General features: G+C 64.2%; 15 protein-coding genes and 1 riboswitch. Of the genes, 5 read left to right on the forward strand and 10 right to left on the reverse strand.

All coding sequences use genetic code 11. From position 1 onward, the window contains the following. Nucleotides 1–53: 53 nt before the first annotated feature. Nucleotides 54–123, reverse strand: a riboswitch (cobalamin riboswitch). 130 nt (nucleotides 124–253) lie between these two features. After that, nucleotides 254–1,720 carry an MFS transporter gene (locus AC1L34_RS00440; RefSeq protein ID WP_424324880.1) on the reverse strand — a complete coding sequence of 489 codons (1,467 nt, stop codon included), beginning with the start codon at nucleotides 1,718–1,720 and terminating at the stop codon, nucleotides 254–256. 131 nt (nucleotides 1,721–1,851) lie between these two features. Here AC1L34_RS00440 and AC1L34_RS00445 point away from each other — a divergent pair, with 131 nt between their 5' ends. Then, entirely contained in the window at nucleotides 1,852–2,841 is a 990-nt protein-coding gene (locus tag AC1L34_RS00445) for a helix-turn-helix transcriptional regulator (protein WP_424295102.1), read from the forward strand. Nucleotides 2,842–2,850: 9 nt separating this feature from the next. Here the strand turns inward: AC1L34_RS00445 and AC1L34_RS00450 are convergent, their stop codons facing one another. Continuing rightward, nucleotides 2,851–4,311 (reverse strand): ADP-ribosylglycohydrolase family protein, encoded by a 1,461-nt coding sequence (locus AC1L34_RS00450; protein ID WP_480035021.1) that lies wholly within the window; start codon nucleotides 4,309–4,311, stop codon nucleotides 2,851–2,853. Next, a complete protein-coding gene (locus tag AC1L34_RS00455; protein WP_480035022.1) occupies nucleotides 4,312–4,812 on the reverse strand; it encodes a T3SS (YopN, CesT) and YbjN peptide-binding chaperone 1 in 501 nt (166 codons plus the stop codon). Between the two features lie 65 nt (nucleotides 4,813–4,877). Between AC1L34_RS00455 and AC1L34_RS00460 the strand changes: the two genes are divergently transcribed. Both AC1L34_RS00460 and AC1L34_RS00465 read left to right on the forward strand, forming a co-directional pair. Beyond that, a complete protein-coding gene (locus AC1L34_RS00460) occupies nucleotides 4,878–5,579 on the forward strand; it encodes an NrtR DNA-binding winged helix domain-containing protein (RefSeq protein WP_480035023.1) in 702 nt (233 codons plus the stop codon). Nucleotides 5,580–5,785: 206 nt separating this feature from the next. Then, entirely contained in the window at nucleotides 5,786–6,466 is a 681-nt protein-coding gene (locus AC1L34_RS00465; RefSeq protein WP_424295109.1) for a hypothetical protein, read from the forward strand. A gap of 4 nt (nucleotides 6,467–6,470) precedes the next feature. Here AC1L34_RS00465 and AC1L34_RS00470 read toward each other — a convergent pair whose 3' ends face one another. Continuing rightward, nucleotides 6,471–7,325 carry a cytochrome c biogenesis CcdA family protein gene (locus AC1L34_RS00470; protein ID WP_424297255.1) on the reverse strand — a complete coding sequence of 285 codons (855 nt, stop codon included), beginning with the start codon at nucleotides 7,323–7,325 and terminating at the stop codon, nucleotides 6,471–6,473. A gap of 9 nt (nucleotides 7,326–7,334) precedes the next feature. Then, entirely contained in the window at nucleotides 7,335–8,042 is a 708-nt protein-coding gene (locus tag AC1L34_RS00475; RefSeq protein ID WP_424297253.1) for a DsbA family protein, read from the reverse strand. Nucleotides 8,043–8,113: 71 nt separating this feature from the next. Here AC1L34_RS00475 and AC1L34_RS00480 point away from each other — a divergent pair, with 71 nt between their 5' ends. Beyond that, nucleotides 8,114–8,548: a hypothetical protein gene (locus tag AC1L34_RS00480; RefSeq protein ID WP_424324876.1), complete on the forward strand. Its 435-nt coding sequence runs from the start codon at nucleotides 8,114–8,116 to the stop codon at nucleotides 8,546–8,548. 8 nt (nucleotides 8,549–8,556) lie between these two features. Here the strand turns inward: AC1L34_RS00480 and AC1L34_RS00485 are convergent, their stop codons facing one another. Both AC1L34_RS00485 and AC1L34_RS00490 read right to left on the reverse strand, forming a co-directional pair. Then, nucleotides 8,557–9,924: an MBL fold metallo-hydrolase RNA specificity domain-containing protein gene (locus AC1L34_RS00485; RefSeq protein WP_480035024.1), complete on the reverse strand. Its 1,368-nt coding sequence runs from the start codon at nucleotides 9,922–9,924 to the stop codon at nucleotides 8,557–8,559. A gap of 135 nt (nucleotides 9,925–10,059) precedes the next feature. After that, nucleotides 10,060–10,383, reverse strand: a complete 324-nt coding sequence (locus tag AC1L34_RS00490) for a transglycosylase family protein (protein WP_424297248.1) — start codon at nucleotides 10,381–10,383, stop codon at nucleotides 10,060–10,062. Nucleotides 10,384–10,654: 271 nt separating this feature from the next. On the opposite strand from AC1L34_RS00490, the gene AC1L34_RS00495 reads away from it, so the two are divergent. Beyond that, entirely contained in the window at nucleotides 10,655–12,535 is a 1,881-nt protein-coding gene (locus AC1L34_RS00495; RefSeq protein WP_480035025.1) for a propionyl-CoA synthetase, read from the forward strand. Between the two features lie 197 nt (nucleotides 12,536–12,732). Here AC1L34_RS00495 and AC1L34_RS00500 read toward each other — a convergent pair whose 3' ends face one another. From AC1L34_RS00500 to AC1L34_RS00510, 3 genes are all read right to left on the reverse strand, one after another. Beyond that, nucleotides 12,733–14,394, reverse strand: coding sequence for a lipase family protein (locus AC1L34_RS00500; protein ID WP_480035026.1), 1,662 nt, complete (start codon nucleotides 14,392–14,394; stop codon nucleotides 12,733–12,735). Between the two features lie 95 nt (nucleotides 14,395–14,489). Next, nucleotides 14,490–16,235 (reverse strand): alpha/beta fold hydrolase, encoded by a 1,746-nt coding sequence (locus tag AC1L34_RS00505; protein ID WP_480035027.1) that lies wholly within the window; start codon nucleotides 16,233–16,235, stop codon nucleotides 14,490–14,492. Nucleotides 16,236–16,260: 25 nt separating this feature from the next. After that, nucleotides 16,261–16,884 carry a TetR/AcrR family transcriptional regulator gene (locus AC1L34_RS00510; RefSeq protein WP_424293792.1) on the reverse strand — a complete coding sequence of 208 codons (624 nt, stop codon included), beginning with the start codon at nucleotides 16,882–16,884 and terminating at the stop codon, nucleotides 16,261–16,263. Nucleotides 16,885–16,888: the final 4 nt, after the last annotated feature.

A 16,888-nucleotide genomic window follows, 5' to 3' on the forward strand; every position in this document is an offset into this window, starting at 1 on the left:
GCAGTTCCTCCTCCGGGGTTCGCGCCCCGTCGTATGTCGGATCAACCCGCGCGCAGTATCTGGCTTCGTCGACAATGCGACGTCACAGTGGCGGAACCGCCCCGGATTTGAACCGGGTTCCTGCCGCGCGGGAGCAACCTGCAGCCTACGTCAGACCGCTATCGCCACCCCGCGCCGCCCTTCTCGCATGATGCGTCGATTCCCGCACTACGTCAGACGTAGTGCGGGAATCGACGCATCATGCGAGAACCAGTTAGCGCGGGGTTGGGCGGGGCATTGCCTGGGCGACGATGGCACCCACCGCGAGGAAGGCGACCATGATGGCGAACGACGCGCGGTAGCCGGCTTCCAAACCGTGGGTGGTGCCAACGCTGCTGTAGACAGTGCCGATTACGGCCGCACCAATCGCGACCGACAACGCCTGCACGGTATTGAAGACGCCCGAGGCGGCACCGGCGAGATTGACCGGCACCTCGTCGAGCACCAGAAGGCCTGCCGATCCGACGATGGCACCGAACCCGAGGCCCGAAACAGTCAACGCGACGGTGAACCAGAGCGCCGGATGCGCCGAAGACTCGGCGAAATCCATCGTCAGCATGCCCGCAATGAAGACGACGGCACCGTATTGCAAGACGCGCTTGCCGAAACGCGGGGCCCACATCGTGGCAGCCAAACCAGCCGAAGCGGGAACCGCGAGCGAGAACGGGATCCACATCAATCCCGTGTGCAGCACCGACCAGCCCAGGGCAAGCTGCACGTGCAGCGACTGCACCAGAAAATAGCCGCCGGTCGGGATCATCAATGCGCCGAACGTTGCAAGGCCCGCGCTAAACGATCGCGTTTGGAACAGGGCTGGCGGAATCATCGGCTCAACGCCGCTTCGCTGCGCGTTGATCTGCTGCTGGGCAAAGACGCCCAAACCGAGAACTCCGGAGCCGATGAGTCCGAACCCCCAGGCAGGCCAATCGTTCTCCGGGCCGAGCGTTATCGGCAGCATGATCGCCGCCAACGACAAACCGAGGACGATGGCCGATCCGGCGGTGATGGGTGCCGGTTTGTCGGCGCGAGTCTGGGGGACAAAGGCGCGTGCGGCGATGATCGCGAGGACTGCCAACGGCACGTTGATCAGGAAGATCGGCCGCCACGACATGCCGAACCAGTCGCCGCTCGTGATGAACGCACCCAAGACCGGGCCGCTGACGGCGGCCAGCCCAATGATCGAGGTGAACAGGCCCATCGCCCTGCCTCGTTCTTCGGGGGCGTACATCACCTGGATGCTGGTCAGGACCTGCGGCACCATGAGTGCTGCGGCGGCTCCCTGCACGATCCGGAAGGCGACGAGTTGGGTGGGATCGGCGGCCAGTCCGCAGGCGAGCGAGGCGGCCCCGAACGCGGCGAGCCCGATGATGAAGAGGCGGCGTCGGCCGAACCGGTCCCCGAGGCGAGCACCGAGAATCAGTCCGACGGCGTAGGCCAGGGGGTATCCGGCAACAATCCACTGCAGGGCGCTCGCTGAAGCACCGAGGTCGTCGGTCATCGTGTGGAGGGCGACGTTGACGACGGTGGCATCCATCAACTCCATGAACGAAGCCGCGAGCAGGCAGATCAACGCGATGGTCCGGGCCCGCGGACTGAGTGTCGGTAGCGCAGTCTGAGACGTGGTCTCAGTGAGCTTCGCGATGGGTCCGCTTCTTGCGTCTTCCTCGGACGTGACAGTCATTTCGGGCTCCTTTGGTCGGATCGCAACTTGGTGTGACCATGACGTTAGGGACCTCAAAGGACAGGAAGTGTCCGCAATCAATTTCAGCTTTCCGGACAGTTTCTGTCCGCTGAATCCGGCACCATGAACCCATGGCCGCTACGACGACACGCACCCTTAAGCTGCTCGCGTTGCTTCAGGCACATCGACTGTGGGCCGCAGCGGAACTCGCCGCGCGGCTGGAGACCACCGAGCGAACGGTGCGCCGCGACGTCGAACGTCTGCGGGAGTTGGGGTACCCGGTGGAGTCGGTGCGTGGCACGGGCGGCGGATACCAGTTGGCACCGGGTGGATCAATGCCTCCGCTAGTGGTCGACGAAGCCGAAGCCGTCGCAATCGTCGCGGCTTTGCGGAGCGCGGCCTCGGGGTCTGCGGCAGGGGTGGCGGAAGCGTCGGTGCGCGCGTTGGCGAAGGTTACGCAGGTGCTGCCGCCGAAGCTTCGCAAGCGCGCCGACGCTTTACGCGCGATGAGCGTCGCCATCCCCGGACAGTCAGCGCCACCGTTGGACGCCGAAGTCATCACGACGGTGGCGCTCGCCTGCCGCGACACCGTCGAAATCGAATTCGACTATGCCCCCGCTGCGCGGGCTGGCCGTACGCCCGGCCGTCGTCGCGTGGAGCCGAACCGCCTGGTCCCGGTAGGTCAACGATGGTATCTGCTGGCCTACGACCTGGGTCGCCAGGATTGGCGAACCTTCCGGCTCGACCGGTTGAAGAATGCAACGCCGGGCAAGCGGAGTTTCCGGCCGCGGGCGATTCCCGGTGGTGACGCAGGCGAGTTTGTTCGCGGCAGCCTCCGCGCCGTCCACCAATCGCACGAGGTCACCGCCGTGGTCCATGCCTCGCCCGAGGTGGTCCGGGCGAAGATCGGCCGCTGGGCACAAGCGGCCGATCATCCCGAGGGTTCTTTGGTGACGCTGCACGTTGAGGACGCCCGCTGGGTGGCGATGGCGTTCGGTTCGCTTGACGCCGACTACGAGTTCGTCAGTCTGCCGCCGGAGTTGCTGCACGACCTCCGCGGCCGCAACGCCCGTGAGTCACGAGCCCTCTACCTGATGGAACGTGAGCGTCAGGCCGACTAGGGGGCACCGTTACGGGCGGAGGCCGCGTTGCCATGACGACTCCAATCGTGCGAGCGACTCGCGGAATCCCGGATTCGGGTTAGCTCCGGAGACGGCGGCAGCTACTGCTTCGGTCGCTGCTTGGCGGTTCACGCCCTTGGTAATTGCGTACGCAATACCGACCGCCGGGGTCCGACTTTGCGCGGCGACGCAGTGCACCAGTACCTCGCGTCCCTCGCTGCGCAGCGCCGCTATGGTGGCGGCCGCGTCGGCGAGGACGAAGTCGAGGTTAGGGTTTATCTGTGCACCGGGTTCGTCGATTAGGCGGAACGGAATGTGCTCGACATCGGGTGCGATCTGGTCTGTTCCGACGAGGCAGAGGCTGATCACCGCGCTGACGTCGGCGGGGAGCGCGCCCAGCGCGGTGACGTCCCCGAGCCACACGCCATCGTCGTGCGGGTGTTGGACGAGAATCGGCGGGCTGGCGGGGTAGTCGATCCGGGTGGCGGTGGGCCATCCGTGCGATTCGGGTCCGCCGGTGGCGGCCAGGTGTACGAGACCGACGAGCTGTTCGCCGCTTAGTCCCGGGTAGCCGTGGAGGATGCGACGCCACCGTGCTGGTACAGCGGATGCACCCCACCGGGCACCGAGGAGGGCGCCGGCGATCGCGGCGACGGTATCGGTGTCGTTGCCGATGCGGATGGCGGTGGTCAGTGCTTCTCCGAAGTGTCGGCACGGCTGATCGATGGGTACCCGGGTGTGGACGATGGCCGACCATGCGGCCTGAAACGCGGCAACCACCCAGCCGTTCGGGGTGAACTCCGCGGGCTCGCGCTGTTCGGCTTCGTCGATGCGCTCACTCCAATACGCGGCGGCCTCGTCGTCGAGGGAGTTCAGGCCGGCGCGCACGTCGAACCTGGCGTCGACAACCGCGCAACGAATGGCCAACGACCACAACGCGCACGCCTCCTGAGCGCGGCGGTCGTAGTGCGTCAGCGCGCTGACTTTCCGCGCTGCGTCGGCGACGGCGGCGGGGTCGTGCAGGTATGGAAGTGCGACGGCGGCGGTGCGCATGAGGGATCCGTTGCCCCCGGAGTGAGTGACAGACCTGCAATGCTCGATGGACGCGGCAGTGGCGGCTGTCCCTGTCGGGTTTGGCCCGACAGCGCGCAGTACCGCGCGGGTTTGGTTGCCGATGTCGGCGGGCCCGGAGTCGTACCAGTCACGGAAGCGGCGGGCGACGGCGGTGAGGCCTTCCTCGGAGCGTAGATCGAGACCGGATGCCGATGTGTCCAAGATGGCCCAGGCCATGGTCGTATCGTCGGTCCACTCGCCCGGGGCGAAGTTCCCGAGGCCACCGCCGAGCATCTGCGGGCCCTCGGGGCCTGGCCGCAGGTAGTCGAACTCGTAGGGTGCGCCAAGTGCGTCGCCGACGGCTGAACCGAGGACCGCGCCACAGGCGCGATCGAGTTGTGCGGGAGTCAATTTCATTTAGGCCACCTCCGAGCCGGTGCGATAAGCGAGGTCATCGCGGGTTGACGTCATGGTTGAGAAGAACTGGTCGAGCAGTAGCGATAGGTGCTGTGGAGCGAAGGGCGTGCAGATCATCGCGCTTTCCAGCCAGATGGACCGATTGACCAGCGTCCACTTGGTGACGACGCTGCGGCGGTTGAGGATTCCCAGTTCCACCTCGGTCGCTCGCCGTGAGTACACACCGTGCGCGACGCGGCTGAAGGTAACGATGAGCGGGGCGTCCGGAAGTACCCTGACCCACACTTTCTGGCCCAGATGGTCCAGGACGCAGTCGCCGTCGTCGTCGACCAACGGTTGCTGCCCGAACTTGTCCCGCAGGGTGTCCTTCACCAGTCCGATCAGATGGTCTCGGTTCCTTGGGTGGTGGGCAGCGGCTTCGGATTTGCGGTCGGCCGCCTGGAAATCTGCCCACAGTGCGTCGCTGCTGCTGTCGCGCTCGAAATTTTTGTCCTGCGTCATCTCAACTCCTTTAGCGTGTCATCATAGCTAAACATTAGCACTCGATACGCGCTAATGTCTTGGGGGTGACGAACAGTGCATTGGAGAAGTACCCGCGACCAGGCGTGACGGTCGACTTAGCGATTCTCACGGTTGTCGGTGCGACAGCGGCAATCCCTGAACTGCGCGTGCTAATCCAGGACCGCACGGACCCGGATGGTCGGGCGCTCCCCGGAGGATTCGTGCGCGAACGCACAACCGTTGCCCAGACCACCGCCGATGTTTTTCGACGCAAGGTGGGGGTCGAGTTCGGCAGCGAGGTGCACCCAAGACTGCTGCGCCTGTTCGACGACCCGAACCGCGACAGTCGTTCCTGGGTGATCTCGGCGGCACACGCCATCTCGGTGCGGGAAGCGGATCTAACTTCGGCGCATGGCGACCTGGTTCGAGTTGATCACGACGGCCGACTCGACGGTGAGAGCCCACTGCAGTTCGACCACGACGAGATCGTTGCTGACGCAGTCAGGGAACTTCGCTCGCGTTACGAGTTTCGCCACCGGTACGCCGATACGCTCCCGGACCCGGACGGCTTCCTCGACGAGCCCTTCACTCTCCATCAACTACGCAAGGTGCACGAAGCCGTGATTGGCGAACGCCTTCACAAGGACAACTTCAACCGCCGCATGAAACCGCTCCTGGACCCGGTCCTTCTCGACGGCGAACCAGTATTGGCGGAGAGCCTAAGGGGACGGCCTGCTGCGTTGTATCGGCGGTTGACAGAAGCTTGATCGGGATTCGGCGAATCGTCTTTAACGCTAACCCCGGGCCGCGATGATCAGCGGAGTTCGTGACACCAGCGGCGTCCAATTGTCGTAGGTCGGGTCTATCTTGTTGAGCATCGGGGCACCGGGAACGACGTAACCCCGGCGATGTGGCTTGTCGCCAGGGATCGTTCCGGGGTCTTCGTCAACCAACGATACGGGGGTGTTGGGAGATGTCAACGACTAATCGGTGGGGCGCGCCCACAGGGCTGACCGGTGTGCCACGACTGCTCACCGCGGTGCGGTTGCGGTCGTATCTAGACGCCGCGCGTGGCGACATTGCTGCGGCACTCCGGCTCTACGATTGGAACATCATGGCGTCGGCTGCCGTGATGGCGACTGTCGCGATGGTCGAAGTGGTGACCCGCAACGCGATGGACACGCAATTGGTGGATTGGGCGCGCCACCGAGGCGACGACTCGTGGTTCGAGATCATTCCGATCGAAGCGCGGGGGCTCGAAGACCTCGATCGCGCACAGCGCAGCGTCGAGAATCGCGGGGTGAGCACCGAGTACCACGACCAAGTTGTTGCCGAACTGACCATCGGTTTCTGGCGTTACCTAGTGGCGCAGCGCTACCTGACATCGCTGTGGGTGCCCGCTCTCCATAAGGCCTTTCCCTCCGGTTACCGGGACATTCGGGAACGCCGCAGGGGCGTCGAACGCCACCTCACCACACTCGCTTTCGTTCGGAATCGGGCCGCTCACCACGAGCCGATCCATCGGCGAGACCTACGCGCTGACCTGCGGGCCGCCGTAGAACTGGCCACCTGGGTGCACGTCGATGCCGGCGACTGGGTTGCCCGGCGCTCGCCACTGGAAGCGGTAGCTGCCCGCCGCCCCCGCGTCCGTTAGGTGCCTACTCGGCGGGGTGACGATCGGCGTCGACTTCGGCACGACGCTGTCCGCGCCACCACCAGAACAGCACTCCGCCCACGGCGAGCACGATCAACGCAATATCGACTTCCGGTCGCGACAGCGTTTCGGCAATCGTCGCCAGTTTGTCCGTGACGCCGCCGCCCACCGGGTCGGCGACGCCGACGAATCCGTCGGTCAGCCAATAGAACAAACCGGCGGCGATCAGCAAAATCCCCGTCAGAACCGACGATGTATGCCACGTTCTGCCCAGCGCGGTGAACTCGCGTCCACGGATAATCGCCCGACCACGGTCCGACAACCGTTGCCAGGTCAAAGCCAACAGCATCATCGGAACCACAATGCCCGCCCCGTACACGGCCAAGAGAATACCCGCGCCAACTTCATCGCCCTGAGCGGCAGCCAGCGTCAACACGGCACCCAGAATCGGGCCGGTACAGAACGTTGCGGCTCCGGAAGCCGCACCGAGGACCGCGCTCTTAACTAACCCCGACCGGTTTTGCGCGGCGTGGCGTAATCGGTCCACTCCGGGCATCTTGCCCGCCAAATCGAAGCCGCGACCGAACATCGCAATGACGCCGAACACGACCAACGCGAGACCGGTGAGTGCGACGATCGCCGATCGATGCTCCACAAACATGCGCCCCGCGGCGCCAATGCCAATTCCCACCGGAACCAGGGTCAGCAGCAGCCCAGCGTAGAAGACACTCGTGTGGAGAACTAGGCGCGCCCCAGATCCGACCGCCGACGCAAAATAGGCGGGCAAAAGCAGCGCGCTGCACGGGCTAATCAGACTGAGGGCACCACCGAGAAACGCGGTCGCGAGTCCAATATCCACAGGTCGCCGCTAGTTTCCGGAAGCGTCGAGCACGCTGTCGATTTTGTCGGTAAAGACGCTGGTCGGCTGCGCACCAAGAATCGGTTGGTTCGCCAGGATGAAAGCCGGTGTCGAGACGGTACCGGCGGTAAAACCGTCGCTCGCCTTGTCACGAATAGCTGACAGCACCCGTCGTGAACCGTAATCGGTCTTGAATCGTTCGACGTCGAGTCCGGCCTGGCTTGCCAGGTCGGCCAAGGCGTCGTCGTTCAACTGGTTCTTGGGGCGATGCTTGCCCTCCGGGAACAGGAGGGCGTGATACTCGCGGAGTTTGCCCTGCAAGCCGGCCGAATAGGCGGCGCGGGCAGCCTGCTCGGATTCGGCACCGAAGATGTTCATTTCGCGGAACTCAATGCGGAGCTTGCCGTCGTCGACGTATTTCAGGAGCTCTGGGAGGGTCTCATGTGACCACTTGGCGCAATACTGGCACTGGAAATCACTGAAGACGACGAGCCCGACGGGCGCATCAACGTCGCCAAGGGCCATCGGGTCTTCCGGGTCGCGGTGCTCCCACTCTGATTGTTCGACCGCAGCAAAGCCGTGGTCGGACTGTTGCTTGGCGGCTTCCTCCTTGTCCGATGCCTGGAAGAGGACGAACGCAACCGCAGCAATGCCCACGATGACGGCGACCAATGGCACGAGACGAGAAGAGCGCATCCAAGTTTGTTGGGGGGCCATGACTGCACCGTAGCAACGGTCCGCCGTAGACAGCCAAAGCCGACGGTGCGCGAACTGTTAGGTTCTGACTCATGACATTGTCGCTCGCGACCCAAGTCGGAATGATCGCAGCCGGCCTCATTTTTCTTTGGGCCTTGCTCCTCGGAGTGTGGAAGTACTGGCAGATCATGCACAGTGCGACGGGGCAGGCGCACATCTACGTCGACATCGCCCACCGGGCAGCCCTGATGTACTCCTTCGCAACCGCGATGCTCGCAATTTTTGTGCAGTTCAGTGCCTGGCCCAGTGTCGTGAATGTCACCGCTCTGGTCATCGTGGTGGCATTCTTCGTCAGCGCGATCGCCGCGTACTGCCTTCACGGATACAAGCAAGACACCACGAACCAATTCCATCCGTCATCGCCAGCCCTATCGGCGTCGATGGTGGCGCTGATCATCGCCGAAATCGGCGGCAGCGCGGTGATCATCGTCGGATTTATCGTCGAACAAGCCCGCACCTGGGGATAGACCGACGCCTAGGGCAGTTCGAAGAGTTGGTTCTGGTGCGGAACCACCGCGGGCCAGCCGAGATCGTGGTCAAGTCGGTGACGGAGGGACTCTGACGCATTGGGTTCGCCATGCACCAAGAATGTCCGCTTGGGTGGATGAGCGAAGCCGCGCATCCACCGGATGAGTTCGTCCGCGTCGGCGTGCGCCGACAGCATGTGCAGATTCTCGATCCGTGCGGACACTGGAATCCACTCGCCATACAACTTGAGGTAACGGGCACCGTCGGCCAACGACCGTCCTCGGGTTCCCACCGCCTGGTAGCCGACCAGCACGATGGTGTTCTGCGAGCCGGGTGCGAACGCCGCGAGGTGGTGGAGGACGCGCCCACCGGTCGCCATCCCGCTGGCCGACAGCACGACCTTCGACTTGCGATCGGCGGAAATGGCCTTCGACGCTTCGGGGTCGCGGACGTAGGTGGCGATGGAAAACATGTCATCGGTGTGGGCAACGTCAAGGCGATGCGCGGCCGGGTGTGTGCGCATCAGTTCGCCCGCGTTGATCGCCATGGGGCTATCGACGTAAATCGGCACATTGGGCAATTTGCCTGCGCGTTTCAGCGTCCACAAGTAGTACAGAATCATTTGCGTCCGGCCGACTGCGAAAGCCGGGATGACGACTGTCCCGCCGCGGTCGGTGGTCGCAGTAATGATGCGGCCCAGTTCGATGGCTGGGTCGGCTGCGTCGCGGAGACGGTCGCCATAGGTGGATTCACAGACGAGGTAGTCGGCGCTCGGAATGGGTTCCGGGTTGTACATGAGGGGATCGTCGTACCGGCCAAGGTCGCCGCTGAAGGCGACGGTGACCCCGCCCCACTCGATCTCCAGTGTCGCTGCACCGAGGATGTGCCCGGCACCGCGGTATAGGGCGCGAACGTCACGGATGGGTGCGAACGACTTTCCGGCTGCGCGCGTGTGGATCTGGCTGAGGGTTTGCTCCACGTCGGCGACGTCGTACAGCGCTCTGGCGGGGGAATGCTTGGTGGACTTGTGCTTGTTGGCGAGCATCGCTTCGCGTTCCTGCAGGTGAGCGGAGTCGCGCAGGATGATCTCGGCGACGTCGCGGGTCGCCGGGGTCATGAATATGGGACCGCGGAAGCCGTCGCGGATTAGCCGAGGTAGGTAACCGGTGTGGTCGAGATGCGCGTGCGTGATGACGACGGCGTCCACGGCAGCCGCGTCGATGGGGAGTGGACGCCAGTTGGCTTCGCGGAGATTCTTAATGCCTTGGAACAGTCCACAGTCGACGAGGATTGTCGCGCCGTCGCGCTGCAGGAGATGTTTGGACCCGGTGACGGTGCCCGCAGCACCGAGACTCGTAAACGAGAGCGTCGACATGATTGGCCTGACCTTCTCCCACTCGTGCTGGTTGTCCTTCGACCATAGGTCAAGCAAGAAGCATGCGGTCTAGACAGCGTTGAACCCGGCCGCGCCGTGCGCGACCGGGTTCAACCAACGAGCTAGTTTTGGTGCTTACAGGTAGGCACCGCAGGTCGGCCATGCGCCTGCGCCCTGGGTAACGAGGACGTTCTCGGCAATGCGGATCTGCTCTTCGCGCGAAGCGTTCGCAGCGTTGCCGGTACCGCCATTGGCTTCCCAGGTGCTCTGCGAGAACTGCAGGCCGCCGTAGTAGCCGTTGCCGGTGTTGATGGACCAGTCGCCGCCCGACTCGCACTGTGCGACAGCATCCCAGTTGTGGCCGGCGTCAGCCGAGGCGACACCTGCGGCGAGGGTCAGCGGGGCAATGGCGATGGCGCCAGCGATAGCGGTACGTGCAGCAAGCTTGGTGAAGCTCATAAATCAATTCCTCCTGGGGCGCGGCTGGCGTAAATTCATGCCGCGTTCGTGGACTGAAGTGACAGTACTGGCTGCAAAACCCGAGGTCACGCCGAAAAAATGTGGCTGCCATCACATCGGGCCGACAATTGCAGGCGTGTAATTTGGGAGTATCGCCTGGTCGCCGCGCAAACGGGCTGTTATCGATCCGTGACCAAAAATTTAGTGAATGTGAGCGGTTCCACGCTCAAAAAGTGATGGCCATCACCGATGGATTAGTACCGTGGCGTGCATGGCCAACTACGCAGACGCCTTTGCGCGCAGTATTGACGACCCCGATGGCTTCTGGCTTGAAGCGGCCTCCGCGATCGACTGGATGACCCCACCCACGAAGGCACTCGACGAGTCCGCTCCGCCCATTTACCGATGGTTCCCGGACGGCACCCTCAATACCTCCAGCAATGCCCTTGACCGCCACGTCGCCGCCGGCCGTGGCGATCGTGACGCCCTTATTTGGGATTCGGCGATGGTCGGCGAGAAGCGCACCTATACCTATGCGCAATTGCTTGATGAGGTCTCCCGGTTCGCCGGTGTGCTGGCCGGGCAGGGCGTCTCCAAGGGTGACCGCGTCATTATCTATATGCCGATGATTCCCGAAGCGGCGATCGCCATGCTCGCCTGCGCCCGCCTCGGCGCGGTGCACTCGGTGGTGTTTGGTGGATTCGCTGCCCCCGAACTTGCCACGCGAATCGACGACGCCGCTCCCGTTGCCATCGTCACCGCATCCGGTGGTCTGGAACCGGGGCGCACCGTCGAATACCTGCCGATGGTTCGCGATGCGCTGGGACTGTCGGAAATGACGCCGAGCACGGTGATCGTTAAAGACCGCCCGCAAGTTAGTGGATCGGCCACGGGCTTCGGCTGGCTCGACTGGGATCAACAGATGGCGACCGCCGAACCGGCCGACGCCGTCGAAGTGGCAGCCACCGATCCGCTGTACATCCTCTACACGTCCGGCACCACGGGTAAGCCGAAGGGCGTGGTCCGCGACAACGGTGGTCATGCCGTGGCGCTGGCGTGGTCGATGCGGTACGTCTACGACGTCTCGCCCGAGGACGTGTGGTGGACGGCGTCCGACGTCGGCTGGGTGGTCGGACACTCTTACATCGTCTACGGTCCGCTACTGCTGGGCGCGACCACCGTGATGTACGAAGGTAAGCCCGTCGGAACCCCCGACGCTGGCGCGTTTTGGCGCGTTATTGCCGAGCACGGGGTATCGGCACTGTTCACCGCACCCACCGCGATCCGCGCGATTCGAAAGGCCGACCCCGAGGCCGCAGAACTCGCGAAATACGACATGTCGAAGTTCACGACGTTGTTCGCTGCGGGTGAGCGCCTCGATCCGGACACCTTCGCCTGGGCGTCGGCCAAGCTCGGCGTGCCGGTCGTCGACCACTGGTGGCAGACCGAGACCGGGTGGGCCATCGTGGCGAACCTGCGTGGCCTGGAACCCATGCCGCTCAAGCCGGGTACCGCGACTGTCCCCGTACCCGGCTTCAACGTGCAGGTTGTCGACGCCGACGGCAAGCAGGTCGCGGCGACGGCCGAAGGCAACATCGTCGTGAAGCTGCCGTTGCCTCCGGGCACCCTGGCTGGCCTGTGGCAGGACGAAGCCCGCTTCCGGTCGTCGTATCTGCAAGCATTTCCCGGCTACTACCTGACCGGCGACTCCGGGTACATCGATGAGGACGGCTACGTGTTCGTCCTCGGGCGGTCGGACGACGTGATCAACGTTGCCGGTCACCGACTGTCCACGGGAAGTATCGAAGCGGTCGTCGCCGCGCACCCGGACGTTGCCGAGTGCGCCGTCATCGGCATCCACGATGACCTCAAGGGGCAGCGCCCGAGCGGCTACGTGGTTCTGAAAGCGGGCGCAAACATCTCCGACGACGCCCTTCGCGCCGACCTCGTCAAATTGGTGCGCGACGAGATTGGTGCCGTCGCGACATTCCGCGACGTGACCGTCGTGCAGGGGTTGCCGAAGACTCGGTCGGGAAAGATCCTCCGCAAGACGATGCGTCAGATCGTCGACGGCGAAGACTACTCCGTCCCGTCAACCATCGAAGACAAGTCCGTCCTCGACGCACTCGTGGAGCAACTCGGCCAGGAATAGGTGCGGCGCGCGTCGTCGTACGGCGTACTCCGGGCTGCCGGGCACCCGAATCTCCTCATTTCTGTCACATCTGCGAGTTTTGCGTCTGCCTAACCATCACCGATCGACCCGATCGGTGATGGTTAGTGCCGAATCGTGACAGAAAAGCGCGACGAGCGGAGCGAGGAGGCGGGCATGAAAATGGGTGAGGGCGGCGCTCACTTCAGGCGGTCGCGGGTCCAGTCGATGAGGCGCGTGATGGCCGGTGAGTCGCTCGCGACCATGGCCGGGTGGTCGATACCGGGGTAGGTGCGATAGTCGACGGGGGTGCCTACGGCACGCAACTGGTTGACGTAGCCCGTTTGTGCCCTCTCGGCGATGAACTGGTCGTCGCCGCCCTGGAGAATCAGCAGGGGTGTGGTCGAGGTGCCGACGGGAGTGTTCTCGGCCAGACGACGGCCCATCGGGCCGGTATCGAGATCCTGCGAGTACGGGTTGGTGCCGACCGCTATGGACTGCGTTAAGGCTGTCGCGAATCCCGGCGCGGTGCGGCACTTGTCCTGCAGGGCCTCCATTGGCAGTCGGGCCTGGAGACGCAGGTAGCGATCGGGATCCACATCGGGGTAGACGTGCGAATAGGCGTCCAGGAGGTAGGCACCGAACGCTGCGGTGCCGCGCGTGGACGGCAAATTGTGGGCGATCGCCCGCAAATCCGATGCGGGTGCCAAGGCAGCGACTCCCGACAGTGGGACGTCCGGAGCGTAACTCGGTGCCGTTAAATCCGTCCAGAGCGCGGCATGCCCGCCCTGCGAGTAACCCCAAACTACGGTCTCGTTCGCCAACGAGAGGCCGTCGACCGAGCGAGCCGCACGTACGGCGTCGAGCGTGGACCGTGCCTCATCTTCGCCGATCAGATAAGGGTGTGGGCCCTGGGTGCCCAGTCCGATGTAATCCGGGGCGACGACCGCCCAGCCTTCGTCGATCGCCCGCGACAACGCAGGCATGGCGCCGGCGGTAAACGGCTTCTCCAGCAACGACGGCGCACATCCTGCGGCAGTGCCGGTGGTTCCATGCGCCCACGCGATGACCGGGTGTGCGGTGCCCGGCTCACCCGATGGGGCAACCACAATCCCACTGGCCAGGGCCGGGTGATCGCCGCGTCGAGTGGTGTAGAGGATCCGCCAGGCCTTGCTGCCTTTACCGATCTCGCGGTTGAACGGTTCCACCCGAAGGAGCGTTCCCGGGGGTCCTTCGGCCGCACCCTCGTAGAAGTTGTCGGCCACGGGAGTGCCCTGACGTGTCTGAAAGCTGACCGCCGCGAGCGGGACCGCTACGACAACCGCGAGCAGGGCGGCAGCAATGCGGGGGACAGGTGTGGGAGAAAGTAGGGGACTTCGACTAAACACCGAAACGGCGGTGGCGACGGCGTACCAGATCAGCGCGATCCCGATTGCCAGCGCCACTGCGAAGATGCTGACGCCCGGCGTGGCATAGGCGACGTACGACAGAGCCAAAGCTGCGATGCCGATCAGACCGTCCGCTACGCGCGGACTGCCGGTCCCGCGAACACCGTCGACGAGGCGCGAGACCGCGAAGGTCGCGAGGCCCGCGGTGGTTGCGGCACTGATTCCGAACGACGTGAGGCCCGGCCAGATTGCCTCGATCATTCCGCACGCGATCATGATGTAACCGCATGCCGTGGAGAAGGTGCTGTGCTGATCTCGATCGCGGATGATTTCAATGACGCCACCGAGCATGAGGGCAAGGCCCAAGGTGACGGCGAACCAGGTGAGCGAGTCAAACGGCCGCAGAATCAGCACGATCCCGATGAGGAACGATGCTGCCGCGAGCAGCGCACGGCGGACCCGATATGGGGGCATTACCCGATACTAGGGTTAGGCCATTTCCCGTCGGCGGTTCGTTTCCAGAATGACATTGATCAGACGACGAACTGATTCAATTCCGGGGATCGTTGTCACCGGACGGATGGGCAATTCGGTGTGGTGGGCGCCCCGTCGAACCGAGCCTGCGTCCACGACAACAGGTCGGGAACGGCGGGGGAGTCGTCCTCGATCAGCGTCATGTGCCCCAGCCCCGGATACGTTCGATACTCCACGTTGCTGCCGGTTGCACACTGGTCGGCCACGAAAGAATTCTGGGAACCCGGGCTAATCACCTCGTCAGACAAGCCCTGACTTATGAGCGTCGGATACGGGAGTTTGGCGCTGGGTGTGTTCTCAGCGAGGCGCACCCCAAGCGGTCCCGAAGTTGGCGGCTGGGAGTAGAAGTTCTTGCCGAGGAGCAAGGCTTCGGCGAGTGACACCGGCAGGGCCTTCGACGACAGGCAGCGCGAGGCCATTCCGCGGATCGGCAGTCGTGCCTGGACCTTCACATAATCGGCGTACGAGACGTCTGGATAGGCCTGTGCGTAGCTTTCCAGCACATACGACGCGAGTAGCGAGCCACCAGCCATCGTCTCCATCCCCACCGCCAGGTCCTGCAGGTTCGCCGCGGGTGCTTGCGCGGCGGTGCCGATAATCGTCACGTCGGGGGCATACGACGGTGCCAGTAACTCGGTCCACAGCGCGGCATGCCCACCTTGCGAATGGCCCCACACCACAGTCTGATTGCTGAGGGTCAGATCGGGGAGCGACCTGGCTGCGCGGACGGAGTCGAGAACCGATCGCGCTTCACCCTCACCAATCACATACGGCGACGGACCCTTCGTTCCCAATCCGATGTAGTCGGCAGCAACCAGGGCCCACCCGTTAGCGATCACCTGCTTCAGGCCGGGAATGTGACCGAATGGTTCGGCCATCATGGACGGCGCGCAATTCTCGGCGACGCCCGTGGTGCCGTGGGCCCACGCGATCACCGGTCGCGGGCCCGACTTGGCCGGTGCAGTGTCGGGAATCAGCACGGTGCCGCTCGCGAGTGCCGGTGAGTTGCCGCGCATCGTCGAATAGAGAATCCGCCAAGCGCGGGCACCGGTCGGTGTGCCCTGGGTCGATGGTTCGACCCGCAGCAGGGTTCCCGGTGCAGTATTGGTGGGGAGATCGGCCTGGTAGAAGGGTCCGGGGACCGGTGCGGTGCCGCGAACGACGAAGGTCGCGATGGCCAGTGGCACCGTGATTGCGACGGCCACGAGGGCGGCGACGGTGCCGAGGAAGGTACGCCAGCGACTGACCGAGTCGGCAGCCTCGACCATCTTGCGGCGATTACGAACCACGCGAATCAGTTCGGCCCCGCCGCGCCAGATAAGTGCAACACCGACGGCTTGCACAGTGAGGAACACGCTGACGCCCGGCCACGACAGGGCCAGGACCGCCGCGGCGATCGCCGCCACACCCATAAGGACATCGACCCACCAGGCGTGCGCACCCCGCGCGGCGCGGAGCCACCGACCAATGCCCCAAACACCCAACGCAATGGTGGCGGCGACGGCGATTCCGAAGATCGACAGACCCCGCCATGCCAGCAGCACCACGCCGACGATGGGGAGCGCCACCGCGACTGCGAGACGCACGGGATTTCGGCGAAGCTCGGCATCCATCAGGTCAAGGACGCCGACAACGATCAGCGCAATGGCCAGGATGGCGGCCATCCACGGAATGCTGGGGAAGGGCCTCAGGAGGAGGAGTGCTCCCAACGCGATTGCGAGGATCGCGAGAACGCCGAGTTCAATCCGGCGCCTGGGCGAAATCCCTTGGGGAGCAGTCATGGCCAAAGCCTAGAGGGAAGCCACCCTAACCAAGTACGCCTCGGTGCAAAAGGGTGCGCATGGCGCGCAGAGTGTCGTCGCTGGTGAGTTCCGGTGAATTCGACTGCGCGACAGTAATTGTGTTGACCGCGCCGATAAACCCGGTCCACAGAAGGGGGTCGGCCGGTTCGGTGATCAAGCCGCGGTCGATGCCGATGGATGCGACCGCGGACAACAGATCTGCCCACCGGGTCCGACGCTCGGCGCGGTAACGTTCAAACTCGGCGCTCACGCCGACTACTTCCACGAAACACAGTCGCGTCCGCCGCGGATCGGCCGCGAAGTGTTCCACGAAGACACTGATACCCGCGTCGAGCACCTCGTCAAGGTTGCCGCCCGCCTCGAACGCGGCGGTGACAGCGGCCTCCACCTTGGTCGACGCGGCATCCTCGATCTGGTCGTAAATAGTGCGTAGCAACGACTCTCGATCGTCGAACTCCACGTAAAACTGACGCGATGACAGCGAGGCATGTTTGCAGACGGTGGCGACCGACGTCGCCGCGAAACCGGCCGTGCCAAACAGTGCGAGTCCGGATTCGCAGAAGCGACGACGGCGGTCGAGCCGCCGATCTTCGATCGACTGCCCCCGGTACAGCCTCGGTTCGCTCACCCCT

Source organism: Gordonia sp. 34D, assembly GCF_056682775.1.

Excerpts from the sequence above, each read along its gene's own strand:
- AC1L34_RS00440 (WP_424324880.1), bottom strand. The coding sequence starts at position 1,720 with ATGACTGTCACGTCCGAGGAAGACGCAAGAAGCGGACCCATCGCGAAG.
- AC1L34_RS00445 (WP_424295102.1), top strand. The coding sequence starts at position 1,852 with ATGGCCGCTACGACGACACGCACCCTTAAGCTGCTCGCGTTGCTTCAG.
- AC1L34_RS00450 (WP_480035021.1), bottom strand. The coding sequence starts at position 4,311 with ATGAAATTGACTCCCGCACAACTCGATCGCGCCTGTGGCGCGGTCCTC.
- AC1L34_RS00455 (WP_480035022.1), bottom strand. The coding sequence starts at position 4,812 with ATGACGCAGGACAAAAATTTCGAGCGCGACAGCAGCAGCGACGCACTG.
- AC1L34_RS00465 (WP_424295109.1), top strand. The coding sequence starts at position 5,786 with ATGTCAACGACTAATCGGTGGGGCGCGCCCACAGGGCTGACCGGTGTG.
- AC1L34_RS00475 (WP_424297253.1), bottom strand. The coding sequence starts at position 8,042 with ATGGCCCCCCAACAAACTTGGATGCGCTCTTCTCGTCTCGTGCCATTG.
- AC1L34_RS00480 (WP_424324876.1), top strand. The coding sequence starts at position 8,114 with ATGACATTGTCGCTCGCGACCCAAGTCGGAATGATCGCAGCCGGCCTC.
- AC1L34_RS00485 (WP_480035024.1), bottom strand. The coding sequence starts at position 9,924 with ATGTCGACGCTCTCGTTTACGAGTCTCGGTGCTGCGGGCACCGTCACC.
- AC1L34_RS00490 (WP_424297248.1), bottom strand. The coding sequence starts at position 10,383 with ATGAGCTTCACCAAGCTTGCTGCACGTACCGCTATCGCTGGCGCCATC.
- AC1L34_RS00495 (WP_480035025.1), top strand. The coding sequence starts at position 10,655 with ATGGCCAACTACGCAGACGCCTTTGCGCGCAGTATTGACGACCCCGAT.
- AC1L34_RS00500 (WP_480035026.1), bottom strand. The coding sequence starts at position 14,394 with ATGCCCCCATATCGGGTCCGCCGTGCGCTGCTCGCGGCAGCATCGTTC.
- AC1L34_RS00505 (WP_480035027.1), bottom strand. The coding sequence starts at position 16,235 with ATGACTGCTCCCCAAGGGATTTCGCCCAGGCGCCGGATTGAACTCGGC.